Source organism: Bacteroides sp. RTP21281st1_H5_RTP21281_210402 (assembly GCF_040918965.1).
GTDB classification, from domain to species: domain Bacteria; phylum Bacteroidota; class Bacteroidia; order Bacteroidales; family Bacteroidaceae; genus Bacteroides; species Bacteroides congonensis.
Map to the genome: position 1 here is coordinate 174360 of NZ_JBCOWR010000009.1, position 21646 is coordinate 196005.

General features: G+C 40.7%; 16 protein-coding genes and 3 pseudogenes. 11 read left to right on the top strand and 8 right to left on the bottom strand.

What is annotated here, in order from left to right; translation table 11 throughout:
* Positions 1-3: 3 nt before the first annotated feature.
* From AB5443_RS14730 to AB5443_RS14780, 11 genes are all read left to right on the top strand, one after another.
* Complete coding sequence (locus AB5443_RS14730) at positions 4-975, top strand: hypothetical protein (protein WP_368113341.1); 972 nt, start codon at positions 4-6, stop codon at positions 973-975.
* A 52-nt stretch (positions 976-1027) separates the two neighbouring features.
* Entirely contained in the window at positions 1028-1969 is a 942-nt protein-coding gene (locus AB5443_RS14735; RefSeq protein ID WP_368113340.1) for a hypothetical protein, read from the top strand.
* Positions 1970-1981: 12 nt separating this feature from the next.
* Positions 1982-2704, top strand: a complete 723-nt coding sequence (locus AB5443_RS14740) for a DUF4280 domain-containing protein (protein WP_368113339.1) — start codon at positions 1982-1984, stop codon at positions 2702-2704.
* Positions 2705-2711: 7 nt separating this feature from the next.
* Complete coding sequence (locus AB5443_RS14745; protein ID WP_368113338.1) at positions 2712-4232, top strand: hypothetical protein; 1521 nt, start codon at positions 2712-2714, stop codon at positions 4230-4232.
* On the top strand, positions 4229-4990 hold the full coding sequence (locus AB5443_RS14750) for a tetratricopeptide repeat protein (protein ID WP_368113337.1): 762 nt from the start codon (positions 4229-4231) through the stop codon (positions 4988-4990). The genes AB5443_RS14745 and AB5443_RS14750 overlap by 4 nt, the downstream gene beginning before the upstream one ends.
* Positions 4991-5110: 120 nt before the next feature.
* Complete coding sequence (locus tag AB5443_RS14755) at positions 5111-6940, top strand: hypothetical protein (RefSeq protein WP_368113336.1); 1830 nt, start codon at positions 5111-5113, stop codon at positions 6938-6940.
* A 2-nt stretch (positions 6941-6942) separates the two neighbouring features.
* On the top strand, positions 6943-7890 hold the full coding sequence (locus tag AB5443_RS14760; RefSeq protein WP_368113335.1) for a hypothetical protein: 948 nt from the start codon (positions 6943-6945) through the stop codon (positions 7888-7890).
* Positions 7891-7985: 95 nt separating this feature from the next.
* Positions 7986-9029: an ATP/GTP-binding protein gene (locus tag AB5443_RS14765; protein ID WP_147394719.1), complete on the top strand. Its 1044-nt coding sequence runs from the start codon at positions 7986-7988 to the stop codon at positions 9027-9029.
* A complete protein-coding gene (locus AB5443_RS14770; protein ID WP_270243305.1) occupies positions 9016-9573 on the top strand; it encodes a hypothetical protein in 558 nt (185 codons plus the stop codon). Before AB5443_RS14765 ends, AB5443_RS14770 begins: the two co-directional genes overlap by 14 nt.
* 11 nt (positions 9574-9584) lie before the next feature.
* Entirely contained in the window at positions 9585-11918 is a 2334-nt protein-coding gene (locus tag AB5443_RS14775; RefSeq protein WP_346970898.1) for a hybrid sensor histidine kinase/response regulator, read from the top strand.
* The gene (locus AB5443_RS14780; protein WP_009127059.1) at positions 11893-13179 is read left to right on the top strand and encodes a sigma-54 dependent transcriptional regulator; all 1287 of its coding nucleotides are present in this window, start codon (positions 11893-11895) and stop codon (positions 13177-13179) included. Before AB5443_RS14775 ends, AB5443_RS14780 begins: the two co-directional genes overlap by 26 nt.
* 19 nt (positions 13180-13198) lie before the next feature.
* On the opposite strand, the gene AB5443_RS14785 is transcribed toward AB5443_RS14780, so the two are convergent.
* The 8 genes and pseudogenes from AB5443_RS14785 to AB5443_RS14820 all read right to left on the bottom strand — a co-directional run.
* Complete coding sequence (locus AB5443_RS14785; RefSeq protein WP_039969958.1) at positions 13199-13618, bottom strand: hypothetical protein; 420 nt, start codon at positions 13616-13618, stop codon at positions 13199-13201.
* A gap of 272 nt (positions 13619-13890) precedes the next feature.
* Positions 13891-14778: pseudogene (locus tag AB5443_RS14790) on the bottom strand (TraM recognition domain-containing protein); the annotation flags it as partial.
* A gap of 110 nt (positions 14779-14888) precedes the next feature.
* Positions 14889-16706, bottom strand: a complete 1818-nt coding sequence (locus AB5443_RS14795; RefSeq protein WP_368113334.1) for a reverse transcriptase domain-containing protein — start codon at positions 16704-16706, stop codon at positions 14889-14891.
* 525 nt (positions 16707-17231) lie between these two features.
* Positions 17232-17531, bottom strand: a complete 300-nt coding sequence (locus tag AB5443_RS14800; protein ID WP_368113333.1) for a hypothetical protein — start codon at positions 17529-17531, stop codon at positions 17232-17234.
* Positions 17524-19329, bottom strand: a complete 1806-nt coding sequence (locus tag AB5443_RS14805) for a reverse transcriptase domain-containing protein (RefSeq protein WP_368113332.1) — start codon at positions 19327-19329, stop codon at positions 17524-17526. The genes AB5443_RS14800 and AB5443_RS14805 overlap by 8 nt, the downstream gene beginning before the upstream one ends.
* Before the next feature lie 33 nt (positions 19330-19362).
* Positions 19363-19836: a hypothetical protein gene (locus AB5443_RS14810; protein ID WP_080549565.1), complete on the bottom strand. Its 474-nt coding sequence runs from the start codon at positions 19834-19836 to the stop codon at positions 19363-19365.
* A gap of 58 nt (positions 19837-19894) precedes the next feature.
* Positions 19895-20884, bottom strand: a pseudogene (locus AB5443_RS14815) (YWFCY domain-containing protein); the annotation flags it as partial.
* Between the two features lie 52 nt (positions 20885-20936).
* Positions 20937-21646 (bottom strand): annotated as a pseudogene (locus tag AB5443_RS14820) (mobilization protein); the annotation flags it as partial.

Consider the following 21646-nt stretch of genomic DNA (forward strand, 5'->3'; position numbering starts at 1 on the left):
AATATGAGAACTTTATTATTAATAATAATACTTATGGCATTTACCGGTTGTGGAAATGCACAAGTAAAAACAGAAAAAGACATGAAACAGGAAATAAAGAAAATGGAAGAACTGATACAGGAGTATTTAGGAATGGTGAAGACATACCCGGAGAAACCTGCCTACTATCTGCAGGTAAACAAGACAGGATGCAGACTGCTTGTCAGGGTAAATGACATTCCGGTGGGGCATCATTTTGTCAAAAATGAAGGTCAGTCTATGCTATATCCTATCAATGATTTGCTATTAGGAAGCGGTAAACATACCGTAAGTATACAGGTCTATCCTCGAACGGGAGAAACGGAAGTCACCAAAGATGCCGGTGTAAATATTAAGGTTGTGCATTATAAAGAAAAATTGGTTGGTATGCCTGAAACATTGGTGGAATTAGACACTCCGACAGATATTGGGTTGAAAAAAATCCCGTTCTACACTGATTCCATAAGTTTCAATGCTACACTCCCCTTTAACCATAAAAGAATACTTGCAGAAGCAACGGATTTGCAGACAATACCCGATTTGGAAGAGAAGGTTCTTGCCCATTACAATAGGGTGCGTCAAATGATGATTGATGGAAATTGTTATGAATATCGTAAAATGCGCCTTGCCAGTACATGGGTTTTGACGGAAATGAATTATTTGGGAAAAGAAGCTTTGGAGAAAACATATATCGATTCAAACTATTTATTCCGTTTTTTCTGCAATCCTATAGATTGGATTGCAGAACCAATACAAAATTATGAGATGGTCGTTTGTGGAAATGGGAAATTAGTTTATCTAAGAAGAAGACTTGAGCTCGATAATATCTTACGGGTTCGTTTCTATGACACAGAGGAGGAGAAAAGACTATCACCTGAAAAGCGTACTGTTACAGCATCAAAGTTCATCCTCCTTTATATGCCAAAAGGCAGTGATGAATTAGTGGAGCTATATTAATCCATAAGCCTCTATTTGACAATGCATTATATTTTATTCTACAAGAAACAAAATGTCTTCCATAAAACAAAATAGAGATTTAGAATTTCCCCCGGAATCCATACATGGTATATATGGAGTGAATTATTATTTTCAAGCTGAAAACAATACAATGCAACGTTTGCAGTTTGAGGTAGCTATAGTTTTTTGCGGTCAATATATGGAGAATTATTACAAATATCGTATCAGTAAAAACCAATTTATTGTCAATCGAAATGAATCTGACGAATATTTGTATGATATAGCAAAAAAATGTGCAAACACTATATATCCTATTACGGTATTAATAGATAGAAATAGAATCCCGGTCTATATAAAAATAGAAAATATAGCGAATAAATGGAAAGCAACCAAAGCAGAACTGACTCGATATTACAAGGGCGAAACAGCTATGCAGTATATGGATAATGTGGAATATTTTCTGAATAACAAGGCAGAATGGAGCCGTATCATTACCGATGACCTATTTCTGTCAAACTTATTTTCCATACTTACCCACAAAGAGGAAAACCATAGTTTTGATTGTGAAATAACTGTGGCTCCATTCCGAACGCAATTATCCTTCGATTGCGTACAATATACCGATAATGAAAGTATAGAAACAAAAGAATCGGATATTATTAATATTATTCGAGAAGGAATAACTAATAGACCCTATACATCTGACTTGCTTAATCAGCAAGCCCCCAAACATATAGGAGGATATATAGGAAAATTGTCCTCAAAATTCAAACTCAATTATACCTTGGAAAAAGCAAGTATGAGTATAGAATCTATTGAGGGAAATTTAGATATATTAGTTGATGATAAGTGCATTTCCAATACAAAGTTCACCGCATTTCGGCTGTATGAAAAATCTTTGCCTTATGGTCAAGATTTCAATCCGGTAGAAACGGAAGAACAACAGCCTGCAAGCAGTAATACATTATGGAGTAAAATTAAGAGTTTATTTTAAAAAATATAGAATATGAGCGAGAAACATCTGGTATGCAAAGGAGCTACAGTTTATTGCACCAAGTCAATAACTAATAATAATCCAGGAACGGCAATCCCTCTTACAATAACAAGCAATATGGTTGTAGAGCTGAATGGCGGTAAAGTTGCAGCAACAGATAAGGATTGTACCCCGGCAAACATGTGTTTCGGCAACTGCAATACGGGTACCAATCCACCACCTCCTTGTATTGCCAATGTACAATGGAGCAAATGTTATGAAAATGCAGAGGTAACGGAAGCTGGCATGAAATTTCTAACTGAAGAATCAGAAGCAACCTGTATGACTTTCGGCGGTAAAGTGAAAATTGCTTTTCATGGTCAATCTGCAAATCCACAACCGGAAGAACTAAAAAACGTGTCGCCCCAAATAATGGCAAGTATTTTACCGGTCAATCCAATATCTGAGAATACATTCATCATTAATGAAGGTGATGAAAAAAGAGAAAAACAAATTACGGATGCATATTGGATTGATGAAAGAACTCAAGAAATAATACGGGCTGCATATCCTGGAAAAACAGTAACTCTTCACTTAAAGACCAAAGGATACATAGCCGGTGAACAGGCCTCCATTAAAATCAAGTCTGAAGAAGGAAAAACCTTTGCAGATGGAAGCGAAGAAATGACAGTCTCTGGAGAAGTAAAACCAGATGGTATTGTTAAAGTAAAAAATTTTAAAATCAATTACAAATGATAGTTATATGATAAATTTTATTGATTCAAACAATAATAAAGTCGTTTCTCAATGGCCCGAAATATCCCGAAAAGCATATTATATCCATGGTACCACTTCGGATAGAGACAGATGGAATAAGTATACTACTACTATACAGCAGCTTAATAGGATTGCTTTTGGGATAGGGCTAAGAAAAGAAGAAACAGATAAAATTAGTTATTTAGGAAGTCAAGAGTTCAGGAAAGAATATTGTGACTTCTCTTTTCAATGGGGAAATAAGGGGTGGTTTACTCCCGGAAATAACTGGTTTCTCAATTCAGTTGAAGACAGACGTATTGCAAGCGAAAAACTCATAGAACATATTAAAAGCAATATAGGATCTTATAAAGAAGTCGTCTTAATAGGACACAGTCATGGAGGAAATGTTGCCATTCAAGCTGCTGATAAGATTATTGATAGAATTCCAACAGTAGAGCAAGTATTTGTTCTTACTATTGGTACACCGGCATATAATGAAGAATACATAACAACAAACCATATAAACAAAAATCTAACAAAATTCAACAAGGACATTTCCATTTATATTCCATATCTTGGGAAATATAATATCTCATCCTCACAATTATCCTATTTAGAGACAACCTTGGGACTTTATTTTTATGTTAATTGTGAAAATCCAAAAAATTGGAAGCACAATGATAAAATTACCCACATAGCTTTATGGAATAGAAAGGATTATATAGACAATTTTGCATGGGTATTAGATAGAGTTTATGACATAGTCAATAAATCATATCATACATTTATTGGCATAAAGCCATTCTCATTAAATGTGATTCACAGCTACCATGCTATGACAATAGACAACAGTGGTTCTTTTACAAATCCATCAACAACAAATATAGAATTTGATTTTAATCCCCAAATAAGCAAAGAGGCATATCAAATAAGCATAAAGCCTATTGCTGAATGGATTAATAACTTGGATTATTTAAGAGCTTGCTTTACCGATTTGAGGCTGAGAGGATATTCCATACCTTCTATGCCAAAGCTACGAAAATACAGTGAATACAATAAGTATAAAAATAAAAGAAATACATTTGCCGGATATGTGTGTGAACCTGATAATTTGAGGATAGAAAAAGTAAATACAACAATATCATCAAACTTAGTTTCATCCAAATTGAGAATATATGAAAAAAAACTTCAGGAATTATTCATAAAAGAATATGATTTTATTCGATTTTTAGATGAAATAGATAAAACACCTAAAAAGAAAGACAAACAATCTCCAATGGATATAATAGATGTATATCAATATAAATATCCAGAAATGAAAGCCATACAGGATATTAAACAGGATATGTATAATACTACTGGGTATTTGGATAAGGTAAAAGCTATCTATTTATTAGAAAATACGTCTTTTAGCGAACATGGATTTGACTTAGCTAATCCTAAGTTGATTGAAGAGGCTATTAATGATGGCAGAATTAAACCATTTGAAAGAGAACATCAGATATCAGATAAAACAAAAGATTTATGAAGCACTATATAATAAATATAATAATAATTATTATTACAGGTTGTACGGAAATATCAAAGTCCCAACAACAATTTGTTACAAAAACTAAGGATATAGATTCTTTAGCTCTTTTATATAAAGAAAAAGCTGATGTTAAGGATGATGCAGGAGATAAAAATGGAGCAATTGAAGATTACAGTAAAGCAATTAGTATTAATCCAAACTATGTTGCAGCTTATTACAATAGAGCTATTGTAAAATCCTCTATGGGAGACAAGAAGGGAGCTATTGAGGATTATAGTAAAGCCATTGAATTAGACCCTCAAAAAAGTGGAGCATATTATGGAAGGGGTAATGCTAAATCTTTTTTAGGTGATAAAAAAGGTGGTATTATTGACCTCACCAAAGCAATAGAGTTAACTCCCCAAGATATAGATGCATACATTAACCGCGCTGTAATGAAATATGAGATTGGTGATATTGAAGGTGAACTTTCTGATTATCGTATAGCCATAAAAAAATGTGAACCCAATGCAAACTTATATAATAACTTAGGCCGTGCTTTATACGATCTGGAGCGTTTTAAAGAATCGGCTGAAGCCTATGGTGAAGGAATAAAGCATTTTCCCAAAGACTACAGATTGTATTATGGGCGTGGGCTGGCACGTAAAAGAATAGGAGACAAAAAAGGAGCCTGCGAGGACTGGATAAAAAGTAGCGAGTTAGGGTGTATACAAGCAAATATTTTACTACCTTTATGCGAAGAGTACATAAAATAAAGAGAAGACTCGCTGAAACAACAAAAGATACACTCAGAAATTCAAAATAAAAAGTTTAAATAAAAAAATAATACTATTGTAAAATTCAATAATTTTACCTCTATTAAAAATGGAATAAAGATGAATACCCAGAATTACAGCAAAGAAGCCATCAAGACCCGTATGTATCGGCATGCGATGAACTACTGGGGTGTAAAGAAGGTGGAGAATCTCGATCCGCTGGTAAAGCTGCTGCTCGAAGCACTCTCCAGCGAGCTGTTCGGCCTGTCGCACGAAATAGAAGACAGCCACAACCGTATGCTGGATAAGATAGCCAATATGCTGACACCAGACACACTGGTACATGTGCATCCTGCGCATGGGATATGCCATGCCCTTCCCAATGATATAGCAAAGGCGGAAATCACACGGGATACAGGCTTCTTTGCCAACCTACCGTTCGGTAAAGACAGACAGAAGGGGAAACTCAGCCTTTATCCGGTGAAGAATACTGTATTATATAATGGTGACGTACGCAGACTGATATGTAGTGGAGATATATACAAACTGGATGCAACCATGACTAAAGAGTTGGTTTATCGTGCCCCTTTGAACATGGCTGGACTATATAACCATACAATCTGGATTGGCGTAAAAATGGACGAAAGAATACAGAAGCTGGAAAATATTCCGTTCTATTTTGAAATGCCTTTCCGAGAAAACAGGCAAAGTCTATATTCACTGCTTGCTTACTCCAAATGGAGCTTTTGCGGAATGCCATTGAGCATTCAGCATGGGCTGCCAGAAGAAGAGGAATCGGACAATCCTGAAACCTTGTTCTCGATGTGCAATATAGAACAGGAAATAGAACATGATATTCTGACTTCATACAGCAATCAGTTTGTAAGGATTGCAAGTCCTTTGCAAATGGATGTAAAATTAAAATCCGTATTGCCGGAAGAAATAAAGGAACATTACCCCGCAAGTCTGTTCGAAGACAGCGAACCATTGTTTTGGTTCAGGGTAAAGTTTCCTTCCAACTTCACCCCGGACTGTCTGGATGAGCTAAAAGTATGTATGAACGCCATAATTGTTCAAAATAAGCGTTTAAAGCACTTCATCTCGAAGGTTAATGACCTGACAGCCGTGATTCCCCTACCCACTGGAGAAGAAGAACACTTTTATTCGGTAGCCTCGGTATCAGATATCATGGATAGGAAATACACTGAAATACCTTATGGAGGAAAAGGGGAACGAAGCAATACTTATGTAATCCGTCGAGGAGGATGTGAACGGATGAATTCGCGTGAAGTAAAAGAATACTTGTATAGAGTACTTGATCTGCTGCAAGACAGAGGTGCATTCATAGCTTCGCTTGAAAGGGATACGTTTTCAAGCGAAATACAGGAGATGGACAGTCTGCTAAACCATATGGAACGAATGATAAAAGACATACAGTCCGCTACCGGTTCACTTTCCTACTTACTGGTCGATTTGTCGGAAAAAGCTGAAATGCTGTATGTGGACTATTATACGAGCAGCTGTGAGGCAGCCAATGATTTACCTGTAGGCACTTCGCTGATGCAGTTGGAAGATTCCAGTCTGAAGAGAGATAGCATATTTATGCTTACCACGACACGGGGTGGGAAAAGCATACCCATATCGGCCAATCGTTTCGACATGTACAAGTATGCGCTGACCACTCGCGACAGGATTGTGACGAAAACTGACATCTTGAACTTCTGTCGGAAAGAACTTGGAAAACATTTACAGAATATTCGCATAGAACACGGAACTATGGTAAGCTCACGGCCCCATGAAGGTCTGGTACGCTCCATTGACATTTACCTGACACTCAAGAAAGATGAAGAGAGAGACTTGGATTTTATGGTAGAAGATTTGGAGAACCGCTTGAGCAGTCGTTCGCTTGACAGATTCAATTATCGTATTTTTATAGAAAAAGCAGGCTGATCATGAATGATATTAACATGCAAATAGTCCAGAATCATCTGCAAAATGCCAATACACTGGATACAGACTTTCTTGCGGAAGTTATTTTAGCAGCACTCATTGAGCAAGGAGTAAGTTACGGAGATATACAAATTGTACGTAAAGGCGAACAGCGAGCCGGTGTAGGGAAAGACATCGACAGTGCAGAATTACATTATAAGCCGGAGAAGGATACATCGGACTATCTGAAAATATTTGTCAACCGTAAAGGTCTGTTCGACATATTGCCAGAAGGAGTGTTTTTTGATGGACGGCAGCTCCCTGTAGAAGATATAGAAGCCATGGTACAGCGTGTGCGAGAAAACCGGATTCAGGAGAAGAAGATACGAAAGTTCTTTTCCCTGTACGAAAATGAGATAGACCAGGCAAAAGTGGAAATGCAGCTGCTGGAAAGACGTGTAGACAACAAAAATGTCTATTCTGATTTTGCAAGCTTGTTTGTGAATTATTGGCCACTGGTGCGGCTATTGTCGCTTCAACAGACAACGATATTCATGAAAATGTTACCGATACTTCATCGTATAAGAGGGCATGAAAAAAATATCAGCAAGGCTATGACATTGATTCTTGGATTGCCTATACGGATAGAGGCTATAACCAACATCCATAACAGTAGACACATCTATAAGCTCGGGGCAATGCGTATTGGAGAAAATCTCGTCTTGGGCAACAGCTATAGGGACGGTCTATATGATACAAAACTGTATGTTGAAGATATTCCACAGAAACGAATAGCGGAATTTCTAGAAGGTGGAACAAGCAGGATAATCGTAAATCAGTTAATTGATATGCTGTTCCCTGCTGACATGAAAGTGGAAATAATACTCAAGGGTATACCTCAGAGGATACGTCTTACCAACCAAAACTGTTCGGAAAAAAGATCTTTCTTGGGTATTAACTCACGTTTGTGACAGAAACAGATATAAAATGTAAAAAGGCTTGGGGCAGTTTGAGTTTTTTTTATCTTTGCAAGTTCTTTTTTCAAAAGCGTAATAAACAAATAATCATGATTAAACATATATATTTAAATAATTTTACATGCTTTGAAGAATGCTGTTTATCCTTCTGTAAAGGCATTAACCTGTTCATAGGCCGAAACGGTACGGGTAAAACACATATAATGAAATGCATGGCAGCTTCAATGAAAGCCAATGCACTTTTTGAGCAATCAACCTCTAAAACAAAAGATAAATTTGCAGATCTGTTTACAGAAAAACTGATTGGATATTTCAAACCGGATATCTTGGGACATCTCGTGTATAAATACGGTTCCGGACAAGCATCTGTGAAAATAGCATTGGATGCCGGTGAACTGGCATACACTTTTGGAGAGAAGGCTTTGTTGGCAAAATCAGACAACAACACCTATATTGACCAGCCACATTTTATCTATATCCCTCCGCGAGAAATGTTTTCACTGTTTGAAGGATTTATTAGCTTGTATGAAAAAAGAGAGATTTCCTTTGATGAAACATACCTTGATTTGGCAAAAGCCATGGATGCAGCGCCATTGAAAAATGAAGCGTTGAAGAAAGTTCAGAATATGCTTGCTCCTGTTCTGAAAAAGTGGAATATAAGCGTTTTGAGAAAAGGTAATCGATTTTATATCATTGATGACGGAAAGGAATATGAAGCACATCTGGTGGCAGAAGGACTTCGGAAGATGGCTACCTTACTGTATCTTAGCATCAACGGTGAACTGAAACCGGGGAGCATCTTGTTTTGGGATGAACCGGAATCGAATATGAATCCGACATTGATATCTATCATAGCCGACCTTCTTATCGAACTGGCCGGGAAATATGAGGTGCAGATATTTGTGTCTACACATGATTATCTGCTGTCGCATAAGTTGTCAATGATGGCTGAATATGCACCTGAAGAGAGTCCGGAAATGCGTTTTTTTAGTCTCTGCAAGACCGAACATAAGGTTACCTCAGAAGTGGCAGATAAACTGATAGATATCAGCCATAATCCTATTTTGGAGGAATATTCTGCATTTTTTGATTTGGAAAACGAATACATGAACAGATACCATGAAAGAGTATAAAGAAAGCGGCCTCCTATTCCGCTTTACCGAGCAATGGGAAGTGTATCAGTTGGACCTGGAGCCTGATTATCGGGAAAAGATCTGTAGACAGGTGCCCGAAACAAAATGTATTGACTTTATCGGTTTTAACCAAAGTAAAGACATTTTGCTCTTCGTAGAAGTAAAAAGTTTCAGAGGCTACGGCAACCGTACAAATGTACAAAGACTGGCTGGCACGAACGATGACATAACGGTTGAAATAGCCCAAAAAGTCAGGGACTCTTTGGCTGTTCTGATAGGCGGTGCAAGGCATTCTACCCATTTGCCTGACAATTGGAAAAAGTGTATTGATCATTTGAACAAGGATAAAGCACTGAAAGTTATTGCATGGGTAGAGATGGATATCTCTACAGCAAACCTGCTGAAACGGGCGAATGTCAACATGAGCACCCGGCGGAATGAATTGAGAAAACGTCTTACGTGGCTTACTTCCGATGTGCAGATTCTAAATATACAAAACTATCATAGCGAACTGGAAGGCATGGAAGTGTCGACGGTTAACTAACAGACGAAATTATGAGTCTTAAAGTACCCGAAGTCAGTATACAACATAAAATTCTTGTAGGACACCTTATCCTGTTTGCTATAATAGCATGCATATTCGGAATTCTACAACATGAACGTATGCGTATATCGGATATTGAAAAAGAAGCCAGACACATTCAGCAGGTACAGCGCAAGGTCAATACGGCCCATCGTCATATCACACTTCTTGCCATGTTGGGTGAAACTGCCATTTCTTGGGAGAGAAAGGATTTTGCCGACTATCGTTCACTTCGGCAGTACGTGGATTCCACATTGCTGGATATACGAAAAGAGAATGAAATCCATGTTGCGCGAAGCCAAGTAGATTCACTGCGTTCCCTCTTGAAAATCAAGGAAGAGCACCTGGCTCAAATCATGTATCTGATTCAAAGCCGAGATGGTCATGGCGTTTTACAATTCAGCAAAATACCTTATAATGTCTTTCCACAAACGATAACTCGCAAGAAAAAAGGATTGGCGGGCTTCTTCGGAGGCAAAGAGACAGTAGAAGTTACACCCAGCACTTCGGCTGCATTGCATGCATTGAATAAAGAATTGCTTTCCATGCAGAACGAACTCAATGACAACATAGATGTCTGTACTGATAGTTTACGCAGGCACAACAAGGTTATCAATGGAAAACTGCGCTCGCTGATGACAACCATGAATGATCAGGCCGAGCAAATACTTGAAGATAAGGAAAAACAATTGAATGCCTCTTATGACCGTTCAAAAAGCATCATCACGTGGCTGGTTATATCAGCTGTTATACTGCTGATTGTTTCTTATCTGATTATCCAGAAGGACCTGCGTGAGAAGCAGAAGACCAGCAAAATGTTGGAGGAAACCATAGAGCAGAATGCTGCATTGTTGCAAATGCGCAACAAAATCATTTTAACCATATCGCATGATATCCGCTCCCCTTTGAACGTGATTAGTGCAACAGTTGAATTGGCAAGGAGGGAAGTGGATAACCAACGGCGTGATACCTATTTGTCCAACATTGAATCAGTGTGTCTGCATGTAGTACATCTGCTGAATAATTTATTGGATGTATACCGGTTGAATCAATCCAAAGAAGAATGCAACTATGTTCCGTTCAGTCTGCATGAAATGCTTGATCGGATTGCTTCCCGTTTTTCCGGTCTGGTCAACGACAAGGGATTGCTGTTCAACACCTCGTTTGACAATACGGATGTCAGATTACGTGGAGATGTGGACCGTATAGAACAGATTGTCGGCAACCTGCTCAGCAATGCTATCAAGTTTACGGAATGCGGAGAAATCTCCTTTCATGCCGGTTATTCTCAAGGGAAATTGTATTTGGAAGTGACTGACTCCGGCATTGGCATGACGGAGGAAACACTTGCACGTATTTTCCGCCCATTTGAACGGCAGATGACAGCAAACAATACTGATGGCTTTGGTTTAGGTTTGTCCATTATACAGGGACTTGTCCATCTCTTCAACGGAGAAATTGACGTAAAAAGCAAGATTCATCAGGGAAGTACCTTCAAGGTAACTCTTCCTCTTGAAGAAACGGATGAACCGCTGGAATGTGAAAAGCCCGTATTGACCCATACCGGACATTTGCCTCATAATATACTTGTCATTGATGATGACAGTATGTTGCGTGCAGTCATCAAGGATTTGCTTGAACGTAACGGCATTAATTGTACGACCTGTGCTTCGGCCAAAGAACTGGTAAAGGAGATGAGAGAAAAGGACTATGATTTGTTGCTTACTGATATTCAGATGCCAGGTACCAACGGTTTTAATCTCCTGATTTTGCTACGACATTCAAATATAGGTAATTCTCGCACGATACCGGTCATAGCCATGACCGCACGTGGTGAGCAGACCAAGGAGTCCTTACAGGAAGCCGGATTTACGGATTGTATCTATAAACCGTTTTCTTATAATGAACTGCTCAATCTGCTTTCATCTATCAATCAATGTCATGTAGCAGCGTCTCCGCCAAGTGATTTGGATGCCTTGCTGTCAGAGGTTCAGGATAAGGAAAAACTGCTGTTTACCTTGATAGAGCAGTCCGGAAAAGACCAGGATGAATTGCTGGCTGCTTTATCGGCAAGCAACAGAAGACAGATGCGTGAAATAGTCCATCGGATGCAACCTGTCTGGGAACTTCTGCATATGGAGGATATTCTATTTGAATACCGTGATATTTTAAAGGATGACCAAGTGAGTGATGTGGTGCTGAAGAACCACACACGGCAGATTCTGAGTCATGTTTCAACATTGATGACGAAAGCAGAAAAAGAACTAACACGATTGAAAAATGAAAAGGAAAGTATTGATTGTTGAAGACAATATAAACCTGTCACAGATGCAGAAAGACTGGTTTGTACAGGCCGGGTATGACGCTATAACGGCCGTAGATGCAACGAAAGCCCGTTCGTTAATCCGCAAGGTACATTTTGACTTGATTCTTTCGGATGTGCGTTTGCCGGACGGAGACGGAATCTCATTGCTGGAGTGGCTGCGTAAGGAAAAGAATAATACTCCTTTTATTATTACCACTGAGTATGTGTCTGTACCTGATGTTGTCCGTACCATTAAATTGGGAGCTGTAGATTATCTGCCTAAACCCGTACGCAAAGAACACTTGCTGGAACTGACCAAGGATGTATTTGCTCCTTTGGTTACAGTAAGAAAACAGGAGCCGATGCTGCTTCAGCGTAAAAGCGCCAGAATGAGAGAGATCCTGAAGTATGCAGAAATGGTTGCTCCTACTGATATGTCAGTGCTTATTTACGGAGCCAGCGGAACAGGAAAAGAGTCTATAGCCCAAAGTATCCATCAAGGAAGTGATCGTTCCAATATGCTTTTTCTGGCAGTGAACTGTGCACTTCTCCCCAAAGATTTGGCTCCTTCCCTATTTTTTGGTCATGAAAAAGGTTCCTTTACGGGGGCAGATAACAACAAAGCAGGCTATTTTGATAAGGCCAAGGGGGGTACCTTGTTCTTGGATGAGATAGGTACCATGTCTTATGAAGTACAAGCGATGCTGCTGCGGGTGTTGCAAGAGAATACCTATATGCCGGTGGGAAGCAATCGGGAACATATTGCAGATGTACGTATAGTTGCAGCTACCAATGAAAACATTCAGCAGGCAATCCAGGAAGGCCGTTTCAGAGAAGACCTTTACCATCGTCTAAACGAGTTTGAAATTACAGTTCCCTCCCTGGCTGAATGCACTGAAGATATTCTCCCTTTTGCTGAATTTTTCCGCGAACGCTATTCTAAAGAATTCAAGAAGGATACTGTCGGTTTTACAGAAGAAGCTAAGTGTAAAATGTTGACTTATGCCTGGCCTGGCAATGTACGTGAACTGCAAAATATGGTGAGACGTTCTGTGGCTATTTCTGAATCTCCCGTATTGGATTGTTTTGGCATCGGACAAAGTACAGGAGAAATTAAAAGCCCGGAGCCGGACAAGGCTGCGAAGAAAGAATTAGAAAAAAAACGAATAATCAATGTGATAGAAGAATGTAATGGAAACATTTCCCATGCCTCACAAATTTTAGGAATAAGTCGTACTTCAATCTATAAAAAGATAAAGTAACAAATTGTGACACGGATTATTACATACGTCTTTTTTCGTACACCAAACGGGAAATGCCATTGGGGTACAGTTTGAAAGAGCGGAGTTGCCAATGATGTTTACCGATACTATCCATCAATGAAAATCCTTTCCCGTAGGATATCGGTAACGTATAAAGAACCATTTCGTCAACAAGATTATATTGGAAAAGACCATCGGCATAATCTGCACTATTTTTATCATGTATGATAGTCTGGCATATACAATCCGCGCTAAATCTACGTATCATGTCAGACAGGTCTATTATGCCATATAATTCATTGATTTGAAATGAAGCTTTTTCTTTCCAATACGGAAAACCTTTTCGAGGTTCTTCCATAAGCCATTGCATGAATTTTTCCTCTTGCTTTGGAAGAAATCCATCCAATGTAATTGCCATAACGATTCGTATTCTTGCCATACCCTTATCTGAAAAAAGCATGAAGCCCATGCAGTTTCAGGTAGAGGCTCTGGTAATAGCCCAAACGATAACTTGCATGGGCTCATGCTATAAGGTATAGCATAAGCCTCACGCAATAGTCATCGTTTTTTTTGAAATTTACCAGATTTCTACCTGTGACATCTTGCGACTTATGTATATAAGCAACGGAAAACATCCCGTAATCCGCCGTTATGTTCTATTTCAGGTTCAAAGATACGGAATGTTTCTTGAAAATCAAATCCGGCCATGATTTATTTGCTATCCTCTTTATTTTCAGATTCTGTTTTTTCAATCCCCAACCGTTCGCACAGTTCGGGGTCATTCATGATCCGTTCCATCTCGTCGTTGATGATGGCTTGGGCATCCGCCTTGATCTGGTCGTAATTGCGCTGAATCTGTTCAAGCATGATGTCATTCCCCTCTTTATCCTTGAAGGAGTTAATAACCGGTATTCTCTTGTATGCCTTTTCTTCGGCACTCACTCTGGCATGGTCCACAATAATTTCCGCATGGAAAATCTTCTGGTCAATTTTCTCACCGAAGTTGTCCGATACGGCACCTACAAAGGAACCTTGTGACAGGTTGGAAATCTTGGAAGCCGGAATTAGGGAATCCAACTGGGTATTGATGGAGGTGGAAACATCCTGACGGTTGACGGAAACGGACTGCCGTTTCTGAAGGATCTTTCCGAAACGTTCCGAAAGCGTCTTGGCCGTTTCACCGACCACCTGTCCGCTGAAAATGTTGCCGACCGTATTTTGGATAACCTTGCTTTCCTTCTCACCATAGTCCCGGTTCAACTGGGAAAAGTCCTGGAATCCCAGACAGACCGCCACCTTGTTGGAGCGTGCCGTTGCAATCAGGTTGTCCAGTCCACGGAAATAGATGGTGGGCAGCTCGTCGATGATGACTGTACTTTTAAGCTGCCCCTTCTTGTTGATGAGTTTCACGATACGCGAATTGTAGAGACCCAATGCGGCGGAATAGATGTTCTGACGGTCCGGATTATTGCCCACACACAAAATTTTAGGTTCTGCCGGATTGTTGATATCCAATGAAAAATCATTACCGGTCATCACCCAATAAAGCTGCGGGGAAATCATCCGGGTAAGTGGGATTTTCGCGGAAGCTATCTGGCCATAGGCTAAGCACCCAGCGCCTTGCCATTTGTTACAATGGTAGGTTTCCAAGCACTCACCTCCGAACCGTGCATACAGGTCTCCCCGTACACGGCTCTCCACCTTATCATTCAGTTTAACTTTCCCGAATGTATTTTGTGATGACATATTGAACATACTGCTAATGTTTTACGGTTACGAGAAATCATTTTTATTTCCCAATCACTTTTACCTTTCAAGTTTTTGAGTTTGCGAACATGGTGCATTTCAAGATTATCGGTTGCACCGCAGTTTTCACATACACGTGCATTTAGTCTTGTAATTAATCCATTTCTGCCACCCGTTATAGCGACTGTGTTAGGTAATCTGTCATCCAAAGTACGGTTCGGTAGTTCCTTGCGTTTGAAACCTTTGTCATAAAACTCACGTCTGACCTCATACCCTTTCTTGTTTGTGTATGGTATGGAGAATACACCGTTTTTCTTGTACTTCGCAATAATCTTCTTTTTGGAAGTTGTGTATTTTGCGGCGTATGTCTTGTACATACTATACTCCATAATGTTGTAGAAAGAGTCAATAACGGGGCTGTTGTTTGCTATCGAGTAATAGTTGTAGAACCCCATGATTTCAGAGTTATATTGACTTATAATCTCCAAATCATCAAGACATCTCATATATGAACGACCTTTTGGTTTCCAAACTTCTTTCCCGTTCTGCTCGGTAATTTTAACAGCATCATATTCAAGAAGTTTCTTTCGCATTATTTCGGTAGTCACATATAGTACTATCTTGTGGTCTAACGACCTTGTCAAATGACCGTTCTTATCTCTGCGTGTATCATTGGATTTTCGTACAAAGACATCATAACCAAGAAATTTAGCGTGTTTTCTTGCATTGGTAATCAGAGTTTTCTCGTCAGATAGTTCCAGTTTCAATTTATCAGCCATAAATTGCTTTATGTCCTCTTTGATTTGGATACAATCTTGCTTGCTACCGATTACTCCAATTAGAAAATCATCTGCATATCTTATGTATTTCAGTCGTTTGATACTGTCATCCATTTCATCACCGGCAGGATATTTCAGTCGTTCTTTGACTGTTTCTCTAATTCTTGCAAACAATTGTTTACGTTTCGTTTCATCAATAGTGTTTCGTAGTTTTTCAACTAACTTGGCTTTACGATGTCCGAGTTGTTTTGCAATCGGATTATCTTTGCGTCTTTTCCCCTTGTTGAATTTTGTGATGTACTCCTTGATATACTTATCGAATTTGTCAAGGTATATGTTCGCCAATATAGGGCTTATAATACCACCTTGCGGAGTACCACTGTATGATTTGTGGAATACCCAATCTTCAACATATCCCGCATTCAGGAATTTTCTGATAAGTCTGATAAACCTGTTATCGGAAATCCTTTCTGAAAGAATGGCTATCAATACTTCATGGTCTATGTTATCGAAAAATCCTTTAATGTCTCCCTCGATAAACCACTTTGTGCCATTGAACGACTTTTGAATGCTTGAAAGTGCAGTTTGAGGACTTCGTTGCGGTCTGAAACCATGTGAAGTGTTTTCAAAACTGCCCTCATAGACAGCTTCCAAAATCATTCTGATAACCTCTTGCAGAAGTTTATCCATAAATGACGGAATACCCAGCGGTCTCATCTTTCCGTTTTTCTTCGGAATGTAAACTCGCTGTGAGGGTTTAGGCTGATACGTCTCGTTTTTGAGCGTATCAATCAACTGCTCAATATGGGATATACTGAAGCCGTCAACGGTTTTTCCGTCAACTCCCTTTGTCATATTGCCTTGTTTGTCATATATGCGTTGGTAGGCTATGTAGTACATCTCTTCATTAAACAGTATCCGATACAAACGTTCGAACTTGTATTCCAAGTCGGAACTATGTTGTGTTAGACTGTTTAATATCTTTTCTGGATTTCTTTTCATGTCTCTCACATTTTCCAAAATTAACATTAAACGATAATGGCTGCTTCCCTTCGCCATGTACAAGGTTTTCCCTTGCTCGGACTACTACGGAAGCTCTGTTGCCATATGGGTTGCCCCACTTAGGCAATCCCCATTTAGACATATAATAACTATTTGGCTTGATAGATTGTCGGATACGACTTTCGTCCTTTACTATTTATGTAGTTGCTCTGTGACAAGTTCTTTTGCCCAATCGACCTGCAAGGAGAAGTTGGGTACCACAGCATAACGTCTGTAACTGTCTTCCGTTAAGGCTTAATCATCGAGCCGCTCGGACTATCGTTCAACCAGTATAGGCTTTATCCTCATATCTATCGTTTCACCTCGCCACTCGGTCAAGACTTGACAGTTAGTCCACTCGTGGCTTTGCCGACATGCTACACTCCCCATCGTCTTTCGTTGAATGGATAAGTCGGCTGGTGATAGGTTATTATTTCAAAGAACACGAACCTAATAGCTTGCCAAAGCTATATTTATTATATGCCCTTATGGGCGCACCTGCAACTGATCTTGAGCTCCTGATTTCCAGGCATCCATGAAAGGAGAAAGATAGTTCTCCAGCTCCGGATAGGAGGTCAATATGGTAAACAAATCGGAATAAGGCTTGTTCAGCAGTTCCACGGCATGAGGGAAGCTGCAGTAGATACCGTTCTTGTAAATTGTAGGCTCGGCACTCGGCGCCTTGCCGCATTTCTGCGGTAGGTTTCCGAGAGCCTGCCCCCGAACCGTGCTTACATGTCTCCATGTACACGGCTCTCCGTTATAATTCAACTTAGTGTTATACATTGCCATGTATTTTAGCATTACATTCTGGACAGACTGCCAATGTTTTACGGTGCATTTTGAGCATGATGCGTTCCCATTCGTTCTTGCCTGTCAAGTCTTTCAAGGCACGAACATGGTGCATCACCGTTTTGCCATGCGCTCCGCATACCTCGCACTGTTCCGCCTTTAGTCTCTCAACAAGACTTGAGGCTGGCAGAAAATTGGTGTTTGGCATTATGTCGCATTTAGCATCACATTGAGCGTCTTTTCTCTTGAAACCCTCATTATAGAACACACGGCATTTGCATTGCCCTTTTGCATCCGTGTAACTGATTACAAAGTCTTTGTCTTTCGAGTATTTCTTTTTAATCTTCCGTACACTGCTGCTTTGCTTTTTGGCGATGCTTTTGTACATACTGTATTCCATAATATAACCGAACCTTTTGCAAAGAGTAGATATATTGTTCGCTATCGAGTAATAATTGTAGAATCCTCTTATCTCCTTATTGAATTGGGCTACAATATCCTCCGGTTTGCAGTTCATCATATAACTGCGTGCCTTTGGCTTCCAATCCTCCTTGCCATTGGTTTGTATAACCCTCATGGCTTTGTAGTCAATCAACTTGTTCTTGACCACCTCTCTCGGGAGCAGAAGCACAACCTTGCGGTTGAACATTCTTTTGAGCACTCCATTCTTATCTCTCTTGGTGGCTTTGGAGTTGCGTACGGTTATTTCATATCCCAGAAATTTAGCTTTTTCTTGTGCTTGGGTTATAAGCGTTTTCTCTGCCGACAGTTCAAGTTTTAGCTTATCTTTCATGAATTGTGTGATATTCGCTTTGATTTGCCCACATTCTTCATGGCTGCCGACAACCCCAATCAAGAAATCGTCTGCGTATCTGACATATTTCAACCGTCTGTACTCTTCATCCATTTCCATGACACAAGGCATTTGTTGCATCTGTCGGTAATACCCTTTGATTTTATCAATAAGGTCTTTCCGTACCTTTGTATCGGTTTCGGATTTCAGTTTCTTTTCCAGCTTGTTCTTACGGTCTTTAATCCGACGGTAATCCTTATCCAATCTTCTGCTTGCGCCTTTATTGAAAGATTGGGCGTATTCCTCCATGTACTTGTCGAACTTGTCAAGGTAAATATTAGCCAGTATGGGACTAATGATGCCGCCTTGCGGAGTTCCACTGTACGTGTGTCTGTATTTCCAATTTTCAATATACCCAGCGTTCAGAAATTTACGGATGAGCCTTATGAACCTCTCGTCCGCTATGCGTTCTTCGAGTATGCCAATCAGAACGTTATGGTCTATGTTGTCGAAGAAGCCTTTTATGTCCCCCTCTATAAACCATTTTGTTCCGAGAAACGTATCTTGAATTTGGGTTAATGCAGTCTGGCAACTCCTACGTGGTCTGAATCCATGTGAGGTATTTTCAAAACTTCCCTCGTATATGGCTTCCAGTATCATGTGTACCACTTCCTGCACCAACTTGTCTTCAAAAGACGGGATGCCCAACGGGCGTTTCTTTCCGTTCTTCTTAGAGATATAGACCCTTTTGGCTGGGTTGGGTTTGTAACTTTCGTCTCTAAGCTTGGAGATTAGATTTTCTATTCTCTGAATACTCATTTCGTCAACTGTCTTGCCGTCTGTCCCAGCGGTCATATTGCCCTGTTTGGCATAGATTCGCTGGTAGGCGGTATAGAACATCTGTTCATTGAATAGAATACGATACAACCGTTCGAACTTATAGCCCGATACATTGCTGTGTTTCACTAAGTTGCTCAATACATTCTTTGGATTTCTCATAATGTCTCTCACATTTTCCTTTGATTATATTGATTATATAACTGCTTCCCTTCGCCATGTGCAGGGCATTACCCTGCTCGGACTACTACGGAAGCTCCGTTGCCATGCCGAATATTCAAGAACGACTTCTATAGCCTTTCGGCGTTTCGGTTTAGGCAATCCCCATTTAGCGGGTGTAATAACAAGCATGACAGACTGTCGGATGCAACGTTCGTCCGTTAATCTGCTTATTGCAGACGTGTCGCAGTCAGTTCTTTGCCCCATACAACCTAAACACTTGCTGGGGTACATGCGATATGGCGTTGGTAACTGCCTTCCGCCACAGCCCTGGTATGTGCCACTGGATTGTTGTTCAACCAGTTCAGGCTTCATCCTCATGTCCGTCTTTCTGTCTTGCCATTCAGTCGCAGCGTGGCAGTTGGCTGACTTATGGCTTCTCCGACATGCTACACTCCCCCTCGGGTTTCCCTCTGGGATAAGTCGGATGACAGTAGGTCTTATTTTCATAGAACTCTAACCTAATCTATTGCTAAATAGATATTTATTACACCGCCTTATGGGCGCACTTGAGATACCAAATGATGGCTGCCAACAGGATAATCGGTGATTCCACAAAGAAGTCTCCCTGTTTTTCAATCCAAGTTTTGTTCAAATTTAACATAATGGTATAGCTTGCTTCGTAGGCATCGGAGATGTCTGTCATGAACTCCGGATTGATGGGATTGCAGCGGTGTGAACGATGCGGATCATCAAAATTGATGACGTAGAAATGGGGCTTCACCTTGTATTTGTCCATGTTGTGCAACAAGGTGTTGTAGGCAATGGTGGAGAGGTCATCGAATTTGTAATCATAGATATAGGTGCTATAACCTTTGGAAATCATCTGTTTGATATAGTTATTCACCACTGCGTAGGATTTGCCGGACCCCGGCGTTCCCAATACGATGGTGGCACGGAACGGGTTCACCACATTGATCCATCCGTCATTGAACTTGCCGCCATACTGGAACCGGGTAGGCAAGTTGACGGAATACTCATTCTCCATCAGCCTTGTCTCCTGCATGAAGGATTCATTTTCCATGTTGAACACATCCTCCATCAGGTTATGCCGGTAAAGGCGGCTGATCCACAGACCGGCCATGAGCAGGCAAAGATAGCCTGCTGCCAGCGTCACCACATACAGGGAGGTGACCGCCTCGTGCGGAAAAGGCAAATCCAGCAGCCACCAGTTCATGAAGAAGAGAACCGCCCCCGTTGTCAGGACCATCCAGATACGTTGCCAGGTAATCGTTTCCCCTTTCACACCGATGGTGCCCACGCAGGAAATGGCCAGCAGAAGCACGGACAGGAGCTTGGTCCAAAGGATGCAGCCGAATATGCCGGTTGTCCGGTCAAAGTTCATGAGTATCCGGTCGATGACCTCCAGATTCAGACGCCAGGCAGTCATGCTCGGGTAGCAGTACACATAGACGTGGACTACCAAAATGAAAATACTGACAGCCCTGCCGAATTCCATGATTTTGGCCAGGGCTCTCAAATCGTCTTCCTGTTGCATAGTAAAGTAGCATTTGAGGGGAACAGGGTCCCCCGGTTTGATAATGATTGTGTCAGATGCCGCGCGACTTGCGTTTCTGCGGTTTCTTTTTGCGTTTCATGCGACGGCGGAACGCTTCTTCCTCGTAATCGACGGCCGGATTGGTATCCATAGAGAAGATGCCTGCCGCCTGTTCAAGCGCACTGCCATCCTCCACAGAGTGACCGTATTGTTTCCAAAGCTCCGGTCCGCTGAATGACTCTTTTTCTTGCCGGGGAATACCGTCCCACCATTTGGCCAGGTCGTTGAATACATTGGCAGAAAATTCTTTTCCCATCCGTGAACCGTTGAACACTTCGCGTCTGTCATGGTCCATGAAAGTAACGCCATAGATGCGTCCTGAGTCGTTTTTCCGGAATACCACATCCAATTGTCCCTGTTTCAACAATTCCTTGAACTCTTGTTCAGACCTGGCATCCCGCATCGCACGGACGACCTTGCCGGCTATGGCCGGTCCCCATTTGCCTTCCTTGAAATCCCGGACATGCCGCATCATCCGTTCGGACAAGCCGGCATCTCCGAACCGTTTGCCGAACCGGGCACTTTTTACAGGTGGGCTGACCACCTTTCCCCTGTCATCGGTTGCCGAATAGATGATTCCCGTGTACGCTGTCCCTTTATATTCGCCGCGCACCTGCCTCGCTTCTATATTCAGTGTGGAAAGCAAGGCTACATATTCACCGAAAGTCTGGAAACGGTAACTTTCCAGAACCGCCTTTAAGG

Bases quoted from the DNA above. Each gene is read 5' to 3' on its own strand.
- AB5443_RS14730 (WP_368113341.1), top strand. From the start codon at position 4: ATGAGAACTTTATTATTAATAATAATACTTATGGCATTTACCGGTTGT.
- AB5443_RS14735 (WP_368113340.1), top strand. From the start codon at position 1,028: ATGTCTTCCATAAAACAAAATAGAGATTTAGAATTTCCCCCGGAATCC.
- AB5443_RS14740 (WP_368113339.1), top strand. From the start codon at position 1,982: ATGAGCGAGAAACATCTGGTATGCAAAGGAGCTACAGTTTATTGCACC.
- AB5443_RS14745 (WP_368113338.1), top strand. From the start codon at position 2,712: ATGATAAATTTTATTGATTCAAACAATAATAAAGTCGTTTCTCAATGG.
- AB5443_RS14750 (WP_368113337.1), top strand. From the start codon at position 4,229: ATGAAGCACTATATAATAAATATAATAATAATTATTATTACAGGTTGT.
- AB5443_RS14755 (WP_368113336.1), top strand. From the start codon at position 5,111: ATGAATACCCAGAATTACAGCAAAGAAGCCATCAAGACCCGTATGTAT.
- AB5443_RS14760 (WP_368113335.1), top strand. From the start codon at position 6,943: ATGAATGATATTAACATGCAAATAGTCCAGAATCATCTGCAAAATGCC.
- AB5443_RS14765 (WP_147394719.1), top strand. From the start codon at position 7,986: ATGATTAAACATATATATTTAAATAATTTTACATGCTTTGAAGAATGC.
- AB5443_RS14770 (WP_270243305.1), top strand. From the start codon at position 9,016: ATGAAAGAGTATAAAGAAAGCGGCCTCCTATTCCGCTTTACCGAGCAA.
- AB5443_RS14775 (WP_346970898.1), top strand. From the start codon at position 9,585: ATGAGTCTTAAAGTACCCGAAGTCAGTATACAACATAAAATTCTTGTA.
- AB5443_RS14780 (WP_009127059.1), top strand. From the start codon at position 11,893: ATGAAAAGGAAAGTATTGATTGTTGAAGACAATATAAACCTGTCACAG.
- AB5443_RS14785 (WP_039969958.1), bottom strand. From the start codon at position 13,618: ATGGCAAGAATACGAATCGTTATGGCAATTACATTGGATGGATTTCTT.
- AB5443_RS14795 (WP_368113334.1), bottom strand. From the start codon at position 16,706: ATGAAAAGAAATCCAGAAAAGATATTAAACAGTCTAACACAACATAGT.
- AB5443_RS14800 (WP_368113333.1), bottom strand. From the start codon at position 17,531: ATGTATAACACTAAGTTGAATTATAACGGAGAGCCGTGTACATGGAGA.
- AB5443_RS14805 (WP_368113332.1), bottom strand. From the start codon at position 19,329: ATGAGAAATCCAAAGAATGTATTGAGCAACTTAGTGAAACACAGCAAT.
- AB5443_RS14810 (WP_080549565.1), bottom strand. From the start codon at position 19,836: ATGAAAATAAGACCTACTGTCATCCGACTTATCCCAGAGGGAAACCCG.